The 18,402-nt window shown below is 56.3% G+C and carries 16 protein-coding genes and 3 pseudogenes; 5 read left to right on the top strand and 14 right to left on the bottom strand.

From position 1 onward, the window contains the following. Window positions 1-113 precede the first annotated feature (113 nt). The 9 genes and pseudogenes from ACWPM9_RS21730 to ACWPM9_RS21690 all read right to left on the bottom strand — a co-directional run bounded on the left by ACWPM9_RS21730 (window position 114) and on the right by ACWPM9_RS21690 (window position 9,907). On the bottom strand, window positions 114-884 hold the full coding sequence (locus ACWPM9_RS21730; protein WP_428188550.1) for an SDR family NAD(P)-dependent oxidoreductase: 771 nt from the start codon (window positions 882-884) through the stop codon (window positions 114-116). Then, entirely contained in the window at window positions 881-1,876 is a 996-nt protein-coding gene (locus ACWPM9_RS21725; RefSeq protein WP_428188551.1) for an ABC transporter permease, read from the bottom strand. Before ACWPM9_RS21725 ends, ACWPM9_RS21730 begins: the two co-directional genes overlap by 4 nt. A 63-nt stretch (window positions 1,877-1,939) precedes the next feature. After that, window positions 1,940-2,980: a sugar ABC transporter substrate-binding protein gene (locus tag ACWPM9_RS21720; protein WP_428188552.1), complete on the bottom strand. Its 1,041-nt coding sequence runs from the start codon at window positions 2,978-2,980 to the stop codon at window positions 1,940-1,942. Window positions 2,981-3,013: 33 nt separating this feature from the next. After that, window positions 3,014-3,784, bottom strand: coding sequence for an ATP-binding cassette domain-containing protein (locus tag ACWPM9_RS21715; RefSeq protein WP_428188553.1), 771 nt, complete (start codon window positions 3,782-3,784; stop codon window positions 3,014-3,016). Between the two features lie 16 nt (window positions 3,785-3,800). Then, a complete protein-coding gene (locus ACWPM9_RS21710; protein ID WP_484757947.1) occupies window positions 3,801-4,919 on the bottom strand; it encodes an ROK family transcriptional regulator in 1,119 nt (372 codons plus the stop codon). Between the two features lie 338 nt (window positions 4,920-5,257). Then, window positions 5,258-5,368: pseudogene (locus ACWPM9_RS21705) on the bottom strand (IS6 family transposase); the annotation flags it as partial. A gap of 149 nt (window positions 5,369-5,517) precedes the next feature. Continuing rightward, window positions 5,518-6,639, bottom strand: a complete 1,122-nt coding sequence (locus tag ACWPM9_RS21700; RefSeq protein ID WP_484757946.1) for a DUF2218 domain-containing protein — start codon at window positions 6,637-6,639, stop codon at window positions 5,518-5,520. 18 nt (window positions 6,640-6,657) lie between these two features. Further along, window positions 6,658-7,680 carry an ABC transporter substrate-binding protein gene (locus ACWPM9_RS21695; protein ID WP_484757996.1) on the bottom strand — a complete coding sequence of 341 codons (1,023 nt, stop codon included), beginning with the start codon at window positions 7,678-7,680 and terminating at the stop codon, window positions 6,658-6,660. A gap of 109 nt (window positions 7,681-7,789) precedes the next feature. After that, window positions 7,790-9,907: a TonB-dependent siderophore receptor gene (locus ACWPM9_RS21690; RefSeq protein ID WP_484757945.1), complete on the bottom strand. Its 2,118-nt coding sequence runs from the start codon at window positions 9,905-9,907 to the stop codon at window positions 7,790-7,792. A 108-nt stretch (window positions 9,908-10,015) separates the two neighbouring features. Between ACWPM9_RS21690 and ACWPM9_RS21685 the strand changes: the two genes are divergently transcribed. After that, window positions 10,016-10,753 carry a TetR/AcrR family transcriptional regulator gene (locus ACWPM9_RS21685; protein WP_484757944.1) on the top strand — a complete coding sequence of 246 codons (738 nt, stop codon included), beginning with the start codon at window positions 10,016-10,018 and terminating at the stop codon, window positions 10,751-10,753. Window positions 10,754-10,856: 103 nt separating this feature from the next. After that, on the top strand, window positions 10,857-11,051 hold the full coding sequence (locus ACWPM9_RS21680; RefSeq protein ID WP_484757943.1) for a hypothetical protein: 195 nt from the start codon (window positions 10,857-10,859) through the stop codon (window positions 11,049-11,051). A 396-nt stretch (window positions 11,052-11,447) separates the two neighbouring features. On the opposite strand, the pseudogene ACWPM9_RS21675 reads toward ACWPM9_RS21680, so the two are convergent. Then, window positions 11,448-11,748, bottom strand: a pseudogene (locus ACWPM9_RS21675) (hypothetical protein); the annotation flags it as partial. Window positions 11,749-11,956: 208 nt separating this feature from the next. On the opposite strand from ACWPM9_RS21675, the gene ACWPM9_RS21670 reads away from it, so the two are divergent. Beyond that, window positions 11,957-13,063, top strand: a complete 1,107-nt coding sequence (locus tag ACWPM9_RS21670) for a Fic family protein (RefSeq protein ID WP_484757942.1) — start codon at window positions 11,957-11,959, stop codon at window positions 13,061-13,063. A 269-nt stretch (window positions 13,064-13,332) separates the two neighbouring features. Here ACWPM9_RS21670 and ACWPM9_RS21665 read toward each other — a convergent pair whose 3' ends face one another. Continuing rightward, window positions 13,333-14,475 carry an MFS transporter gene (locus tag ACWPM9_RS21665; protein WP_484757941.1) on the bottom strand — a complete coding sequence of 381 codons (1,143 nt, stop codon included), beginning with the start codon at window positions 14,473-14,475 and terminating at the stop codon, window positions 13,333-13,335. Further along, the gene (locus ACWPM9_RS21660; RefSeq protein ID WP_484757940.1) at window positions 14,472-14,996 is read right to left on the bottom strand and encodes a TetR/AcrR family transcriptional regulator; all 525 of its coding nucleotides are present in this window, start codon (window positions 14,994-14,996) and stop codon (window positions 14,472-14,474) included. The genes ACWPM9_RS21665 and ACWPM9_RS21660 overlap by 4 nt, the downstream gene beginning before the upstream one ends. 610 nt (window positions 14,997-15,606) lie before the next feature. On the opposite strand from ACWPM9_RS21660, the pseudogene ACWPM9_RS21655 reads away from it, so the two are divergent. Further along, window positions 15,607-15,861, top strand: a pseudogene (locus ACWPM9_RS21655) (alpha/beta fold hydrolase); the annotation flags it as partial. Between the two features lie 48 nt (window positions 15,862-15,909). Here the strand turns inward: ACWPM9_RS21655 and ACWPM9_RS21650 are convergent. Both ACWPM9_RS21650 and ACWPM9_RS21645 read right to left on the bottom strand, forming a co-directional pair. Next, a complete protein-coding gene (locus ACWPM9_RS21650) occupies window positions 15,910-16,242 on the bottom strand; it encodes a hypothetical protein (RefSeq protein ID WP_484757939.1) in 333 nt (110 codons plus the stop codon). A 201-nt stretch (window positions 16,243-16,443) separates the two neighbouring features. Beyond that, on the bottom strand, window positions 16,444-16,719 hold the full coding sequence (locus tag ACWPM9_RS21645; RefSeq protein WP_484757938.1) for a hypothetical protein: 276 nt from the start codon (window positions 16,717-16,719) through the stop codon (window positions 16,444-16,446). Between the two features lie 167 nt (window positions 16,720-16,886). Between ACWPM9_RS21645 and ACWPM9_RS21640 the strand changes: the two genes are divergently transcribed. Beyond that, the gene (locus ACWPM9_RS21640; RefSeq protein WP_484757937.1) at window positions 16,887-18,347 is read left to right on the top strand and encodes an ABC transporter substrate-binding protein; all 1,461 of its coding nucleotides are present in this window, start codon (window positions 16,887-16,889) and stop codon (window positions 18,345-18,347) included. Window positions 18,348-18,402: the final 55 nt, after the last annotated feature.

Below are 18,402 nucleotides of genomic sequence, written 5' to 3'. Positions count from 1 at the left end.
TCTGCGTGAACGCTTGTTCGATGATTAGTCCCTGCGGAGATGCAAGGACGTGGACGGTGCATCCTACCGTCCACGTTATACTGTACTTGATGGATCAAAAATGCGCCCTGGAGTCAGGGGGGTAGGAGCCTGAAGTCAGCGCCTTCGGGTAACAACTGTCCCCCGTCGACCACAATTGTTGTTCCCGTCACATAACTGGCATCCTCAGACGCCAAGTATAGGAATGCATTGGCGACATCGCGTGGCGAACCGAGACGCCCGAGCGGTATGGCCACTTCCATATTTTCAATAAAAGCGGCGCTGCGGTGGAGTTGTATCGCTTCGGTTAAGATGTTGCCAGGCTCGACGCCGTTGACATTGATGCCATAGGATGAAAATTCCAACGCCGCCGAACGGATAAATCCATTAATGCCGGCCTTGCTAGCGGCATAATGTCCATGACCCGGACTGGTCACATGCGGACCGGTAATGGAGGACGTAAAAAGAATACGTCCAAACCCTTGCTTTTTCATTGGCGTCAGAGCTGCACGGGCGGCGTTGAAGCAGCCGCGCAGGTTGATTGCCATTACACGGTCCCAGTCATCCGGTGAGGTATCTTCGATCAGTTGCCAAGGATATATGCCGGCATTTTGGACGATGGTATTGAGCCGACCGTGGCGTTCGAGAACAAAATTGACCGCCGCGATCGCGTCGTCCATTTTCGAGATATCGGTATGCACGAAATCAACACCGATTTGCTCGGCCGCAGCCTGTCCCGCCTCTTTCTCGTGATCGGCGATAACAACGGTAGCACCCTCTTCCTTGAAGCGTAGTGCAACTGCCTTGCCGATGCCACGGGAAGCGCCAATGATCAACGCTACATTGTCTTTTAGTCGGTCTGTCATGCGAGCCTCTGGCGGAGCCTTTGTTTGAATGTATCGAGAAGAACGGCTGCAAGCACCAGAAGACCATGGATGACTTGGGTATAGGTTGCTGGCAGCCCCATTAGATTGATTGCTGTGTTGATGGATGAGAGTAGTAGTACCCCAGCGTAAACGCCCGGCAGAGCGCCCACCCCACCTTTAAGACTGACGCCGCCGATCACCACCGCAGCAAAGGCATTGAACAGCAACCCGACGCCGAGATTGGCCGTCGCACCCGATGTGCGCACCGCGAGCAGCCAACCGGCAAGTCCGGCAATAGCACCCGCCATGACAAAGGCAATAATCAGATAGCGGTTCACGCGAATGCCTGCGCGGAAGGTTGCCGTTTCATTGCCACCTATCATCATCAGGTGCCGACCGAAGGGCGTCTTCTGCATCATGATCGAGAATATGAGGAAACAAGCAATGGCAACCCATGCCGACAGCGGGATGCCGAAAATGCGCTCAATGGCAAACCAACGGATGGCCGGAGCCAGATCCTGAGCAGACCGTCCGCCGGAGACGGCCAGCACGAGGCCACGCACCCATATGAAGGACGCCAAGGTAATAATGAAAGCGCTCATCTTCAGCCTGACAACAAGAAAGCCGTTGAGGAGGCCGATCAAACCCCCAATGGCACATGCCGCAAGCAAAGAGGCAGGGATCATCAACCATGCGGGGTTAAGCTCGATCCCAAGACCAATGCCTGCAGAACAAAACAGGATACTCACGGCCATCGCCGCCAATGCAGCAACGGATTCGACCGAGAGGTCCATGTGCCCAGTGATAATCACGATGGCGAGGCCGATCGACATCACACCGAGCACGCTCGAAGCTTCGATGATGTTGGCGAAGATGCCGAGTTGGAAATAGTTTGGAATCAGAGCTGAGAACAGTGCAAGCACAACAATGAGCATGAACCAGACAAGATTGTTGAGGATGAATTCAAGAGTTTTGCGTTTTCCAGGGGACATACGGCAAATCCAAGTTGGAGGAGGAGAAGACCGGGGTCTTGTGACCCCGGAAGGAAGAGCCGCCTACTCGACGGATTTGATAGTGCCTGCCGGCGGCTTCTGGTTGCCCCAGAAAGCTGGATCGTCGACATTTTCCTTGGTGATTGCAGAGCCAGGGATCTGGATGTTCGGACCCCAGGTTTCGTTTGTCAAAACACCCTTCAAACCAATGACGTCATACTCACCAGCCTTGATTTCCTGCTTTCCGACGATCTTATCCATGAACATGGCAATCGCGGCAGCCTGTGCATAAAGGGGCTGTTCCACTTCGACATTCAGCCACCCCCTGCGTATGAGGTCGAGACCCACGGGTGCGCCGTTCGAGCTCATCATCATGACTTCGCCTGGTTGTTTGCCAGCGGCTTCAAGAGAGGCTGTGGCAGCAACCGAAAGACTCGCTGCATGCAGGAAGATGAGATCAATATCAGGATTAGACAGCATCTGGTCGGAGACGATCGTTCCGGCATTGCTGGCTTCCCACTGCAAGGCTGGTAACGAGATGATCGTAACGTCTGGGAATGCCTTCATTTTTTCCTCGAAACCCTTCTGGATGTCGAGTGTGTAAGGGTCGCCCGGGTCGCCAAGAACCTGCAAGACCTTGCCCTTTACAGAGCCATATTTGGTCGCCAGCATTTTTTCAGCCTCAGCGGCAGCAATATGGCCGATTTCGATCGTACCAGCGACTGACGTGAAGTCGGACGGTGTCGAAGTGATCTGACGGTCAAATTCAACGACCGGGATGCCCGCGGCCCGGGCCTTTTCGATGGATGGTTTCAGCGCGTTGAAATCAACAGCCGCAAGAATGATGGCAGCCGGCTTGAGCGCAATGACATCGTTCATTTGCGATTGCTGGATTTCGGTCTTGTTGTCGGCATTGAGCGCCTTCATCTCGTAACCGACTTGCTTCAAAAACATTTCCAATGCACTGACCGAACCGGTCTGGAATTCGTCATTGAGCGTTGGCACAAGGTAATAAACCAGTCCCTTTGTCTGGGCGGCCGCGGGCGTGATGATAGCAAGGCCGAGCATCAAACTGCCCAGCACGAATAGCATTATTCGTCTCATTTTCATTCTCTCCAGTTTACGCCGGTTCCCTATTCATTCTTGGCTCGCCGGTCCGGCCCCGGCGAGTGATTGTCCGGTGATCATTTCGATCACTGAATCTGCATTTGTTTTGCTGCATTCGACATCGCCGGCAACAACGCCTTGGCGGATGACGACGATTCGGTCGGCGACCTGAAACGCCTGCTGCATGATGTGTGTAATGATGATGACCCCGATGCCCTGATTGGCAACGTGCCGGATCATCTCCAGCCCGCGACGGGTCTGTTCAACGCCAAGGGCTGCAAAGGGCTCATCAAGCAGAATGAGCTTACCGCCCCAATGTACAAAGCGATTGAGCTCAATGGCCTGTCGCTGGCCACCAGACAGATGTTCAACCTTTCCGCGCATCGAGGGAATGCGTGTGCCGGCATCGGACAGTGCCTTGCTGGTGACCTCCTCCATCGCCCGTTCGTCCAGAAAGGGAATGCCCGCAATCTTTCGGGTGATCTCGCGTCCCATGAAGAAGTTGCCGACCACGTCGATATTGGTGCACAAGGACAAGTCCTGATAGACAGTTTCGATGCCGGCGGCCTTGGCTTCGGAAGGCGTCTTTGCCTGGTACTCCTTGTTTTCGAAAAACATACGGCCGGATGTTGGCTGCTGACCACCTGAAATGATTTTGACCAAGGTCGATTTTCCGGCGCCATTATCTCCCAAAAGCGCGACGACTTCGCCTTTTCCAATCGAAAAACTGATGCCTTTGAGGGCTTCAATCGCACCGAAACTCATGCGGATATTATCCAGGGCGAGTAGCTCTTCGTTCATTTTTCGTTCCCTTTTTTTATGTTTCAAACATTTGGCCGTGACGCGGCGACATGACGCCGTAGACAGCGAGCGCAGCAGCGCCGCGCAGCGCGGAATGCTGGCAATCCCTGGCGGCGATAACGCGTGGACTCGTCCGGTTGGTGCGCGCCGAAACAGAGTTGTCGAGTCCGGTGGCAAGAGTCGTCAGTTGCTCGATAAGCGATTGCGGCGCCAAACCACCAAGCACAACGGTCTGCGGATCAAAGAGATTTTCGACGGTGCGAATTGCATGGCGAAACATCGGCGCAACCTCAGCGACCCAGGCAACCTCGGAAAGACCTCGCCTTCTGTAAGCATCAAGCGACAGATATCTTTCGAGGCAGCCGCGATTTCCGCAGGGGCATGGCTCACCGTCCGGGACGGCGGGTATATGGCCGATTTCGCCTGCATTGCCCCACGCTCCGGCCATCACCACGCCATCGTTCATCATGGCGCCACCAAGGCCGACACCGAAAAACATGTAGTAGTAATCCGAGAATTGCTGACCTAACCCGTAGAGTTGCTCCCCCAGGGCTGCCGCTGCCATATCGTTCTCGAAGAATACAGGCAGATCCGTCGCCTCAGCGAGGCGCTCGCCAATATCGACGTTCTTCCAGCCCGTCATGGTCGTTGAACCAACGAAACTCATAGATTCGACGTCGAACGGACCCGGCAATGCCAGCCCCGCGCCAAGCAGTCGGCCACACAGTGGGCTGCGCTTCAACTCGGCGACCATGTCACTGATTATGGCAAAAGCTTCATCGGGTTTGGGGTCCGAGGTGTCGCGCTGGCGGCTGATCACCACGTCGCCGCGCAGGTTCACCAGTGCGGCTTCAATGCTGAGTGGCGTCAGGTGAATTCCTACTGCGTGGCCGCCCTCTGGATTGATGGTCAGCTTAGAAGGCGGAATGCCGCGGCCCTTAGGTTCCTCACGTACTGAAAGTGTAAGGCCCTGTTCTTCGAGTTCACGAACAATCGTGGAGACAGTCTGGACTGTGAGTCCAACACGACGGGCTATGTCATTGCGCGTCGTGGGTCCGTGAAGACGAATCGATTCAAGCACAATCCGTCGATTAAATGGTTTCCCAGACTCTTGGTTCGCGCCGCGCAATGCCATTTCGTTTTCTCCTGACTGCGGCAGAATTGCATGAGTTATTTATTTCGTCAAATGGTTTTCATAAATAGATCCGTGACCGGATCTGTCGCGAAAATTATTCAAAGTAGAATCCAACTCCGTCCTCGCATTCCCAGCCGCCGAAAAACCAAGTCGTTCGACGCTCGTCCCGTCAGATTCGATTTTTGTTGGAAAACGGAGGCCATGCGTCAGCATCCTGCAAGACCAGGTGTGCTTGTGTTTCTCTTTATCGTCGGCCTTGATTTCCAGGGGAAATGATTGCCGGGCATCGTAAACTTAACGGCAAGGCGGGCAGGCAGTGGCCCAGCCTATTTCGCCGCTCATGCGCGGGCGATTTTCGGCCACAGCTTCATCGCGGCTGAACGCAATTGGCGATAATGTCTGGAAGAAATGTCGTGGCGCGGGATGTGGAATAAGTTGGCGACTAGGTCGACGACCATCGCTGATAATCTCGATGCAGCAATGCAAGCGGCTCAGCTAAGTGTGTGTTTCGAATGCAGGGATGGACCGAAAGCGAAGCAAAAATAAGCTGGGCGTCGATTCCAGTTCCATCAAGACGATAAAAGAGCCGTTGTGGCCTTCACTGCGGCAGATATGCGTCCGCTCCGGTGGCGATGATTTCTTCTTCGCTGAGGTGCTTGTGCCAGTGCGAGTAGAGCACGAAGCGATCGCGGGAAAGCCCGATATCCTTTTTCAGGTGTCGATGAATAGCACTGAACGTCCGGTGCTCACATCCGCCCCAGACAAAGACCTTATCGAGCGTCTCAGGCCATTTTACTGAGCGTATTGCATCCGCCAGCAACGTCGTCGTGCCGGCGTCAGCGCCTATGCGATGCAGCCAGACGATTGCCATGCCCGCCGGACAGTGAAGTGGTATCTCGTCTGTTGCCGTGTCCACCTCGATGAACACATGGCCGGTCGCGGTGACGGGCAGGTTTTCCAGGACCCGTGCAATGCCCGGCAAAGCGGTTTCATCCCCGACCAGGACGTAGAACGCTGCGGATTTGGGACCATTGGCGGCCGGACCGAGGATGCCGGCAAGATCGCCGGGCCGCGCGTCTATGGCCCAGCGAGTTGCCGGACCGGGCTCAGCGTGAAGGGCAAAGTCGATCGTGATTTCTTGAGCTGAGGCATCGATATGCCGGATCGTGTAGACGCGTGTCGGAACGGCTTTGTCATCGGGCCAGACGACATGGCCGCGATGGTCGAGCATCGGCCATCGCGGTTCGGTCATGCCGCGCGGCTGGAAGATGAGTCGACAGTGGAGCTGGTCTTCGCGATCATAACGCTCGAGGTTCTCCCCCCGGAACACGATGCGGCGGAAGCGGGGAGCAATGTCTTCGACGGATTTCACATGCAGGATGCGTAGATCCGCGGGTAGGGCCGGTTCGGCATGATCCCCTTGCCACTGGATTTCCAGCTTTTCACGGGCGGCGATGAAGCCGATTGGTCCGACGAGCGCATGCTTCAGCCGATTGAGGCCGCCTGCGTCTGGGGCTTCGGCCGTGAGCCTGAAGCCGTCTCCGGTCGCTTCGAACGTGGCGGTGCCGAACGGTGAGCGGATATGATGAACACCATCGGCTTCTTCAACTGTCATGTCGTGGGTCGCGATCGACTCCACGATCGGCTCGACGTATTCGCTGATGTTTGCAAACTGCACCATGGCGCTTGCGCGATATTGCTTGTTGATGATCAGTGACATCCGGATGCCTCCTTGAACTCAGATCGAGGCCCATAACGGTCCTTGAATGGGGAATGCCGCGAACTCTCGATTGATGTGACCAAGGATGGCCGCAGGGTCGAGGTCGACACATTGTTCGGGGTGCAGCCATTTTGCGGCCTGGGCTACGAAGAGGATGTTGAGCGGAAGATTGGTGATCAGCCCGGTCCATATCCCGTAAACCCGCTTTGCGCGCACGCTGGCCAGATGATTGAAGGCAGGTCTGCCATCTACCAAGCGCTGCAAACCTTGCCGTCCCAGGGCGGGGTCGATACCAGGTCCGATCGCGGGCCGGCTTCCCGATGCCCATCCACCGCCGGAGGCGATGTAGACGTCGTGTGGGGTGGACAGCAGATATTCGAGCGAGAGCTTTTCAAACCAGGGCGCGGTCACGCCTGGCAAGGGTTGTCCGCCGGCCAGCGCCAATAGATCGCCCCAGATCCGTCGCCCCGCTGCCCAGCAGCAGTCGTCAACGGTCGACTGGACCTCCAGATAGGTCGTGACGGGTTTCGTGCCTTCAAGGCGTCCCGTTATCCCTGCCAATTCTCGTTCATAAAAGGCAATGAATGCATTCGCCTTTGCCGATGCGCCGAGAAGTACACCCCACATGTTCAGCGAACGCCTGAGTTCGGTAACAGGATCGGCTGTTTGCGCGCCGGCAATGGTATTGCTCGATGCGTCACTGAAGACCACGGGGATGCCAAGTTGCTTCAGCCTTTCCACCAGTGGATCGGCGTCACCCTGGGGCGTCATGAAGGTGGTCGTGACAACGAGATCAGGTGCCAGGGCGATCAGCCCTTCCAGGGAAACTGTCTCGGGAGATTGCTTGCCGACGGTGCTGATCCCTTGGCCGTTGGTAAGGCGTTCCTGCAGCCACTCGCTGTCGATCCGATCGACAGCCGCCCAACCGACGACGAGCGATGCGGGGTCGGCATGCAGGAGGGACATTGTCAGGAGATCATGCGCCTCAAGAAGTATGATCCGCCTTGGCAGTGCGGGAAGTCGCACCTCGCGCCCAACCATGTCCGTCACTGTTAGTGGTTGCTCCTCCGCCGCCACGGGCCGGAACCCCGAGAGGATGCCGGCGGCGATGGAGGTGCAAAATCGACGTCTTGTGAAAGTCACCGCCGCCTCACCACTTGTATCTCAGGCCGGCCAGGACCACGCGGCCGTTGCCGTACTGGCAATAATATTCGGAACTGCAGGAGGAATAGTACTCCTTGTCGAGCAGATTGGTGACATTGAGCGTTGCCTGAAGCCCTTTCAGGCTTGGGTTCTTCGCGCCAAAATCGTAGCGGAGTGCTGCGTCCAGTAGCGTGTAGCCCTCCGCCTTCACCGTATTTGCGTCATTGCTGTAGCTGGAGCCGACAAAGCGTGCGCCGCCGCCAATGCTCAAACCTTCCAGCGCGCCGGTGTCGATGGTGTAATTTGCCCAGAGCGAACCGTAGTAGCGCGGCACGGCCTGTGGACGGTTGCCAATGATCGACGCGATGCCGGATTTGGACACTTCCGTGTCGAGCAGGGATGCGGCCGCAATCAGTTCAAGATTGCTGGTCACATTTCCTCTGGCTTCGAATTCCACGCCGCGCGAATGGATCTCGCCCTGCTGCTCGTTGAAGCCGGTTGAAGCATTGTAATAAACGACGTTCTGTTGGCGGATGTCGAAGGCGGATAGGGTGAAGACGGCATCCAGCCCTGTTGGCTGATATTTGATACCCACCTCGTATTGTTGCGCTTCCGTCGGTTTCAACGGATTGCCGTCCGCTCCCAGACTGGTCGTCGGCTCAAATGAGGTAGAGTAGCTGACATAGGGCGCTATACCGTTATCGAATAGATAAAGCAGGCCCGCGCGATAGCTCGTCGCGCCGTCGGATCGCGCGGTCGACGTGCCGGTGAGGCGATTGTCCGTATCCTGGTTTGCCCAGTCGTGCCGGACGCCGAAGACACCTCGCAGGTTGCCGATGTCTATCTGGTCCTGAACGTAGATCCCCGTCTGACGAAGCGTCTGATCGCTGTCGATCGCGGTCATGAACGGGCCGACCGGCTGACCATAAACAGGATTGGTGACATCAAGCGATGTTGCGCCGCCCAGCATATATTCCCAACTGCTGCTGGAGCGCTGGATGTCCAAGCCTGCAAGCAGCGTGTGACCGACGGCGCCCGTGTCGAAGTTGAACTCGGCCTGATTATCAAACGAAAAACCATTCGCATCTTCAATGGAATGCACAGCCCAGCGAGGGATGAGGCCGCTCGCCGACATCGGGCCGTTCATCTGGAGCGATTGCATGTCAGTTTCAACGCCGGAATAGCGGAAGTTCGAGCGTACAGTCACCTGTTCATTGAAACTGTGCTCGAACCTGTATCCAACGCCGTATTGGGTGCGCTCGAAAGCGTCATAGCTTGGATCACCAACATTGAGATCGCGCCCCAAAAAAACCGTATAGCCTGCAGGCGCCAGAAACTTCGGATACAGCGAATTAAAATAGCCACCTTCCGGATCCCGTTGATAATAGCCGGAGATCACCAGCGACGTGTCTGCGTCCGGCTGCCACTTCAGCGAGGGCATCACGCCGAGGCGCTGCTCGTTGACATCGTCATAGCGCGTGCCCGAGGACCGGCCGATGATCCCGAGCCCGTACTGCAAAGTCCCATCCGAGGTGACAGGTCCGGTGGAGTAAAATCCGCTCTGAACCCGCCCGTCCGAACCGACCTCAAGTCGGACCTCGTTTGATTGAACGTCGGACGGCTCGCGGCTAACCTGATTGACGAGGCCGCCGGGGCTGATCTGGCCATAGAGAAGGGCAGAGGGCCCTTTCAGGACGTCCACATGATCCAGGAAAAATGGATCGATGGACGGCGTGGCAAAAGCCTGCCCTCGCTGCACCTTCAGGCCATCGAGATAGCTGACATAACTCGTAGCGGTGCCGAATGCGCCGAAGCCACGGAGAAAGACCGAATCATAGCGCGAATTCGAATCCCGATCGGAGAGAACGCCTGCGGTATAACGCAGCGCCTCGCTGACCGTTTGCGGGTTCTGGTCGTCGATCTGCTTGCGCGTGATGGTCGTTATGGATTGCGGTGTCTCTGCCACGGGCGTGATGGTCTTGGTGGCCGATCGTGCCGATTTGACGACGACGCTGCCGGACGTGTCGTCAATGGTGCCGTTGCCATACACGAGGATAGGCGCCAGTTGTGTGCTTTCGTCTTGGGCCCAGGCTTGGTTGACAACGAGGAGAAAGGTCGATGCCATCAGTATCTGTTTTAGGGAAATGCTGTTCTTCACGAAACGCCCCCATGGTCGCAGCTTGCAATATCTGATAGGCTATTAAATCAAACGGGACCGTCCTGTCCAGATAAGATGATTACTATTGTCAACTTTTTTGTTGGCAAGTCCGGCGACCAACTCCAAAGAGGTGGCCGGGAAAACGGCAAGGGAGAAACAATGGCATTGCGGAAATCGGAGATGCTCGTGAGATCAGGCCGACCCTCGAAGGAAATGCAGAATGCGGCGGCCGAAAGGATCATAGCGGCAGCGACGTTGCTGTTCGCCAGCCGAGGTTTTGCTGGCACCTCGATGGAACAGGTCGCGTCGCAATGCGGGGCGGGAAAGGATACGGTCTACAGACGCTTTCCCTCGAAGGTCGCTCTGTTCGAGGCAGTTGTTGAGCACGCGCACAAGCGCGCGGTGGCACGACTTGACGATTTGCCACCCATGGAAGGAAATGCACTAGAGCGCCTGCAGGCTCTTTCGCGCGAACTCCTGCACATCAACATGGAGCCCGATCTGATCGCTTTGAAGCGCATCACGTTCAGCGAAGCCGTCGTGTTCGAGAAGAATGCACCAATCCCGCCCCAACCAGATCCGATCATGTCTCGATTGATCCACGCAGTGGGGGAGGCACAAGATGCCCGAATGATTGCCGATGGCGAAGCAGACACGATCGCCAGCCATTTGATCCACTGTCTGGTCGCGCTGCCCACGTCCTCGGCAATGATGGGTAGCGCCGACTTCGACACCAGGGAGGCTGTGGATGCGCACTTCGACCGGGCGTGGGATTGGCTCCTCAGGGGAGTAACGCCCCAGACCGAATCTTAGGCTGGCTCTCCGCTGTGGACTGCGCCTTTATCCGGTCGGTAGCAGGGACTTGGACGACTGACCTGAGACGCCGAAGCATTCGTTCCAACCTGGTTCGCCGGGAATGCTCCTCGCGCCTGCAAAGGCGACCGACCTGCAAAACAATGATGGAGCCGAGCAATTTAAGGAAAGCTACTGCGTTCGGCAGGCTCCGGAGACTGAAGAGGTCACCATCGCCGTTCTGCCTCTGGCGTCGAGCGAGAGTATCTTCTCGGAAGTCGAAGCGCTCATGGTGGATGGCGGTTTCCTAGCTGTTTGAAATCGTCGGGTGAGGTGTCGTTTCTGTCGCCTTTCCCGGCTTGGTATCCTACGGCGGGCAATCCGCTGACGCCCCCCAACAGCTATTCTGTGCTGGCTAAGTGTTCGCTCCACCTAGCTGGTTTCACAACGATCAAGTCAGGGTCCTAACGGCTCGCAGGTTCGAGTCGCGTCAAGGCGAAACGACGATGTCGGCTCGGACGTAGGCTGAGCCAAGCATCCAAGCCGAGCACGCCATTCGAGCCTACTTAGCCTCCCAAACCTGATTGAGGATTTTTGCAGCCAGAGCTGCCTTGTCCTGAGGCAAGAAGCGACCGTAGTGTTGCTGAACGACATCGGCGCGCGAAAGGGCTTGGGCTACCATGAGTATGTCTTCTTCCGATTTGGTGTATAAGCCACGTCGTTGTTCCATGGCCGGTGGAGTGCCGAGCCATCGGATGATTGCATCCAGGCCTGGCCTGAGCTGCTTTTTCAGTTCCGCCGTGAACTCGGCTTCGAGCCCACAGGCCTTACCAATCCGCCGTCCAGTCGATATGGCCGTTCAGGAGCGGTGGCGATTTCCGGTAGATGATCAAGCTGCCCAAGTGAGGCCGGATACTCTACAGCATCCTCTGGGATGCGATTGGTGCAATACGTAGCTCGCAGAATTCAGATATACTTCGCTGGAAATGACGTGATGAAATGTCGTTTTTGATCATGCTTATTCCGTTTCTCTTGGCGCCAATGCCGAGGGCGAGCGGGAATATGAGGCGAGCTTTAACAAAATATGTTCAGGGTAGGTCGATGACTTTTTTGATCTCTACTGCTTGGATTGAGAGTTACAGATGTGGCTTTGAGTGATAGATAGGCTTGCAATAGCTCATCTATGACAATAATGATGAGTTATAGAAAGGCTGGCTATAGCTCATGAAATGGAACTGGCAGAATACCGACTGGCCAAATTTCAGGTGCGACGCTGCAAGTCTGGTACCATTGGAGCAAAAATTCCTTCAGTCCGCCGGCGAGGTCATTGGTGCCGTTCGGCATTTCAACGAGGATGACAGCAACCAACTTCGCATTGAGTTGCTAAGCGACGAAGCGGTTAAGACCTCAGAGATCGAGGGTGAGTTTCTGGACCGCGTAAGTGTCCAGTCATCACTCCGCCGACAGTTCGGGCTCAACGCCGATGATAGACAGGTTCGTCCCCAAGAGCGGGGGATCGCCGAGATGATGGCGGACGTCTATCGAAACTGGGAGGTGCCGCTGCAGCATGAGGGATTGTTCCACTGGCACTCAATGTTGATGGCCGGAAATCGATACATTGAAACGATTGGTGCTTACCGCAAACATGAAGACGCCATGCAGATCGTGTCGGGTCGATTGGATAAGCCCACAATCCATTTCGAGGCACCTCCGTCTCGTCAGGCTGCCATTGAGATGGAGACCTTCATCACCTGGTTCAATCAATCCAGGCCAAGTGGACAGGCGCCACTTCAAGCTTTGACGCGTGCAGCGGTAGGCCATCTTTACTTTGAAAGCATCCATCCGTTCGAAGATGGCAACGGTCGAATTGGGCGTGCGCTCGCCGAAAAATCCCTGGCACAAAACATTGGGCAACCAAGCCTCATTTCCCTCGCCTTTACGATCGAGAAGAGCCGGAAGTCCTACTATTCCGAGCTTGAGCGGCACCAACGCACGCTCGATATCACCGATTGGGTTATTTTCTTTTCAGAGACGATCCTGGATGCTCAACGCGCAACGCTTGAGCGCATAGATTTCTTCATTCAGAAAGCAAAATTCTACGACCGTTTTAGAGACCGCCTGAACGAGCGGCAGGAAAAGGTGGTCGCGCGCATCTTCAAGGAAGGCACAGCGGGCTTTAGGGGCGGCCTAAGTGCAGAAAACTACATCTCGATCACAAACACATCACGCGCCACTGCGACACGCGACCTTCAGCAGCTCGTGGAGATTGGTGTCCTCATGCGTACGGGTGAACGTCGGCATACCCGTTACTCGCTGTCGTTGCAGAAATAAATTCGCTGCCAAAGCAATGAATTTCACTAACGTCATTATTTAGGTGAACGGCTGTTCGATTCCTCTCAACTGTATTCGCAATTTCAGGAAATAATTCACCTCAGACACTCATTGGCACAAGGCTTAGCTTCGCTCGGTTTAGCTTAGCGGTAGCAGTTCGGGCACAGAAAGGTCGCCCGTATTTCGCGGCAGGTATTTGGACGCAAAGGCAGGACCGCGACTGCGGACACGAAGCTGGGAGCCTGCCCGGTTCGCTTTGAGACAGTAGGTCATTGACCGTTGGGAGAAAATTTCCCTCCAGCGTCATAACGGAACAGACCCGCTACCAATGCAAGCCCCACGAATCCAGTGATGGCAACCGACATACCCTGTTCCGCCATCAGTAGTCCAAACACCGGTGCGCCACACGTTTGCCCCACTGCAATCGTCAGGAAGCCGATCATCAGGCCGGTCGCCGGCCTATGAGGCAGCAGTCCAACACCCCAGACCAAATATACCCCGGTCAGCATCACATAGGCCGTGCCGAACATTGCTCCACCCGCCAGTGCAAGCGCGAGCATGTTCGTGCCCGACCCCACAGCAAGGATGGCCGCTGACATCAGACCTAGAAACGTCAGGTGGACACGATTTACCCCGAAACGACGCACCAATGAGCCTGCAAAGGCCCCGACGGTCCCACCCGCTCCGAGGCAAGCCCAAAGCCAGCCGGTGCTGGATGCATCCCAGTCCAACTGCTCGGACACGATCTTGCCGCCGAAAGACCATACAGCCGTGCTGGCCGCGCCCATCAGGAACGACGCCGCAATCAACTGTAGAAGCGGTTTGTTTAGTGTGAGAGACCCATTCGCGCCCTGGCGCAGCCGCGCCGTGGGGAGCCAACGCGCCGAAGCCAGGGTCAGGAGGAAGGCAATCGCCGCGAATAGACCGAACGCCATTCGCCATTGCCCCACCATCGCCAGTGCCACCAGACCAGACAGCGCTACGCCCGCGCTGGTGCCCGCGTTTATGACGGTGTTGGTCAGGTCCTGGCGATCTTCTCGGACAACAGCTTCGACCGCCGCTGCCATGGGCGGAGAGGCAAGGCCTGTACTCAACCCTGCCACCAGCACGGCGACGGCCAGCAGAAGTGGCGTTGGCGCCAGCGCGATGCATGCAATGCCAAAGGCAGCAACTGCGGCGGCTGCGGTCGCCACGGCGCGGGCCCCCAACCTCTCCGATAGGACGGCCGAAGCAATGATTGCGATGCTGTAGCCTGCGAAGGATCCACCCGAAATCACGCCGCTGATTGTTGGCCCCAGCTCCAACTCGGCATCGATCTGCGGGAGAAACAGCCCGAAGGCGAAGCGAGAGAAACCAAAGCAAACCGCGATCATGACAAACCCCAGGGCACCTATGCGAAGGTCGGAACTCATGATCGTGCGCCCTCAAGCAAAGTCGCCGCGGCTGCGCGAGCAGCCGCGACAGCCTTAGTCCCGCGGTAGACCGCTGCATGGGTTGCGCCTTCAAACAGCACCAGCACCTGCTCGGCCATATCAGCGTCCTCCCGACCAAGATCCGCGGCGACGATTGCGACGATGCGCTGCGTGAAGCCCGCCTTGTGTGCAGCTACGGCGTTGGCGATCTCAGGCGTATCGCCCCCGGTCTCGGCATGGGCGCGCAGAAACAGGCAGCCTCGTGTCCCCTCCACGCGCACCCAGTCCTCAAGTGCCGCGAACAGTGTATCCACGCTACCAACCTCTAGTCGCTCCATGAAGCGCCGGTTCCGTTCGTCGAGGACGCTCGCCATCAGCTGCGCCTTACTGCCTGCGTGCTTGTACAACGTGCGGCTAGACATGTCCGCAGCTTGAGTCAGGCGATCTACCCCGGTTGCCGAATAGCCGTGCCGGTCGAACAGTTGTTCGGCGGCAGAGATAAGTCTGGATTTCAGTTCCATGGTGCAGCCTCCGTCAGTGCCATCTCCGTAATGTAAAACGATCGTTTTACGCTTCAACCCCAAAATGAAGGCTACGTGTCATGGCCCAACGAAAGACACGCCACACTTTGGGTCCGGGGGCGTGGAGAAATCCGCGTGGAACAGATCGGCTTCCGATGCCGAGTTGGTATCGAGTGGGGTGTCAAGATGCAGGAGCAGTCATGTCATCTTCGACGACACGGCATGGAATGCCCAACGGATTTCATCAGCGTTCGACCATCTGGGAAACCCATTTGGAGAATCTGCGTCAAGGAGCCAGCCGTCATGCAAAGCCAGCGTTCCGTCTTCTGCAACACAGCTTAACGGTGATGCCCACTAGCGCCACCAGCGTTTCGGTAGCACCTACTAGGCAGACAACGCGCTTGCTTGTGTTGTCTGCCGGGATCGCCCGGCAGTCCATCCGGTTGCTTGTCAATTCTGCAAAAGTCTTTTGTTCGTTGGCAACCTGCACGCCACACGGAGTTGCTCGATGTCCCCTTATCTTGGCCCGCTGCTCAGGCGCCGCGACGTGCTGATCACAGCCTCGGCAATTGGCGCAGGTCTGGCCTCTCCCAGACTGGCCTTTCCCACTATGGCCGCAGATCCGGCAGCATCTTTCATTACTGATATTCCTCAAGGAGACAACATCATGGGTTATGTCACCACCAATGGCGGCGTTGAGATTTTCTACAAGGACTGGGGTCCAAAGGATGCCCAACCTGTCGTTTTCCACCACGGTTGGCCGCTGAGTTCCGACGACTGGGATGCGCAGATGCTCTTCTTCCTGTCGAAGGGCTATCGCGTCGTTGCCCACGATCGCAGGGGCCACGGTCGGTCGGAGCAAGTCCATAGTGTGTTGAATTCCACTGAGAAGTCACCCGGCACAGCCAGATTTTCAAAATGGTATCCTGCGCCGTAACGCGCCGGTTATGCCACCATGATCGATCCAGCGCTGCACCTCGATATGCGCCTTGGCTTCAAGCTGAAGGTTTCTCTTCTGCGGATCGGCGTTATCATCATTTTTAAGCGCCCGCTCGATATCGACCGGATGGGTATCGTGACCTTCGATAAGGTTGCTGTAGTAGCAATTCGTCGAACGCACGAGATCGGAAAGCGCCTTGGCGATTTCGGCAGGAAGGCTGCGCTTCAATCCGGCGGAGGCCGCGGTCAGTTCCATCGCCAGATCGAGAAGCGGCCCTGTATGTTTGCTGCCCTCGGCAATCGTCATCGGCTCCATCAATCCGATAGATTCACCGCGATCTCCTGCCGCTTTTATGTCCGCTTCAATGTCCGGTTTATGTGCCGCTTAAAGCTTGTTTCTCAAGGGAGCAGACCAACCTCGGAAAATCGCACAATCGGCATACGCACGTAATCTGCGACCAAGAGCCGAAGGCAAATTTGCGCTCCTCCCTCAAAATGCTTTGAATTATTAAAAACAATAAAGAAATGGGAATGGATGGTGCATTTTCTGGAGTTCAACGCGGTGTCTGGCAGTGCGGCGCAAAAGCGCGCCCAACAGGACTGCGATGATCTCCTGCCCTAAAACGGCCGACTGGCGACTATCCAGAAGGCGGGGAGCAACAGGTATCGCGTATTGTCTCACGCGAGGCCAGCCTTCCGCAATGAAGGGGGGCGGCGTATTATCGCCTAAAATGGTATCAAAGAGATCATTATGGCAAAATTTCACCCATTTATTGCTTTTCATAATCACAAAAATCTATAATCTCCATTTCAGAAATTATAGAAAAGGGGAACAGCATGAACATAACGCGATTGCAATTCCAGTGGGCGAAGCCAGTCGCAGCTGGCCTGCTGTTAGCATTGACGGCTGGGTTATCGACGCAAGCCAGTGCGTCGACATTGATGGTCCGCATGAACGCAGACATCCGTGGTTTCGACGGCTTCAACCGCGATGCAAACACAGACACAATCACACATCATATCTTCGAGACGCTGGTCGCCTTTCGCGGTGATCTTGCCATCGGCCCGGCGCTCGCCAAAAGCTGGTCTGTATCCGACGATGGCATGACATATACCTTCGCACTCCGTGATGGTGCTACTTTCCATGATGGAAAGCCGGTGACATCTGCTGACGTGCTGTGGAACTGGAAATGGCGCAACGACCCGGCGAATGAATGGGTCTGTGCCTCAGAATTCGACGGCAGCAAGGGACTGAAGGTCGAAAGCGTGGACACACCCGACGAAAGAACCGTTGTCTTCACTCTCAACAAGCCAAATGCGCTCTTCCTGATGCAATTGGCCAACATCCAGTGCAACGCCTGGATTGCGAGCCCGAAGAATGTCGATGCGCACGGCAAGTGGATCGAAGGAAGCGCCATCGGATCCGGTTCATTCAAGCTTGGCGCGTGGACCAAGGCCCAGTCTATCACCCTCGACCGCTATGAAGGCTACAGGCCGTCTGGCGAGCCCGCTTCCGGGTTCGCTGGAGACCGCACGGCAAAAGTAGACACCGTCAAATTCCAGATCATTCCCGATACCGCCGCGGCGGAGGCAGCGCTTTACGCTGGTGAAATCGATATTCTCCCAGGTTTCGAGGCCTCGCATCTGGAGGAGGCAAAGTCACGCGGGATTACCATCGCTTCGACGCCCGGTCTCTCCTGGACACCATTGCTCGTTCAGACGCTTGATCCTTTGATGAGCAACGTGAAATTCCGCAAGGCAATCGCCCATGCAATCGACTACGACCAGATTGCCGAGGTCCGCAACATGGGGCTTGCCGGACATAATTCTTCCGCCGTTGCCCAGGCGTCCGCGTTCTATGACGAGGACTTCAGCGAATGGCCGGCATACGATCTGGCAAAGGCAAAGGCTCTATTGGTTGAAGCCGGCTATAAGGGCGAGCCTGTCAAGATCCAGACCAATACCAAATATCAGGGCATGTATGACAACGCGGTCATGGTGCAGGCCATGCTCCAGGGTGCCGGCATTAATGCCCAACTCGACGTGCTCGACTGGGCAGCCCAACTCGATAACTACAATGCGGGCAAATTCCAGATTCAATCCTTCGGTTATTCTGCCCGCCTCGATCCCTCGCAGATGTATGGCCGGCTGATCGGAGACAAGAGCAAGTCACCGAGCCGTCAGTGGCAGAATGCCGAGGCAGAGGCGCTTTACAGGACGTCGACCGAGACCACTGATTTCGAAACCCGCAAAGGCATCTTCAAACAACTGCACAAACTGATGGTCACCGACCTGCCAATCCTCGGTCTCTACTACGAACCGGTGATTGATGCGCTAGGCCCCAAGGTGACGGATTATCACGTCTGGGCAGCTGATAAGACAGTCCTTTTTGGTGTAGGCAAGACGCAATAGGAAAGCGGTCTTCGAACACTGTGTCCAATTCACAATGACGCCATCCGGAATGCGC

The organism is Agrobacterium sp. H141 (assembly GCF_057158725.1).
The sequence above is the reverse complement of the archived record's forward strand: the minus strand, read 5'-3'. Positions and strand labels throughout refer to the sequence as shown.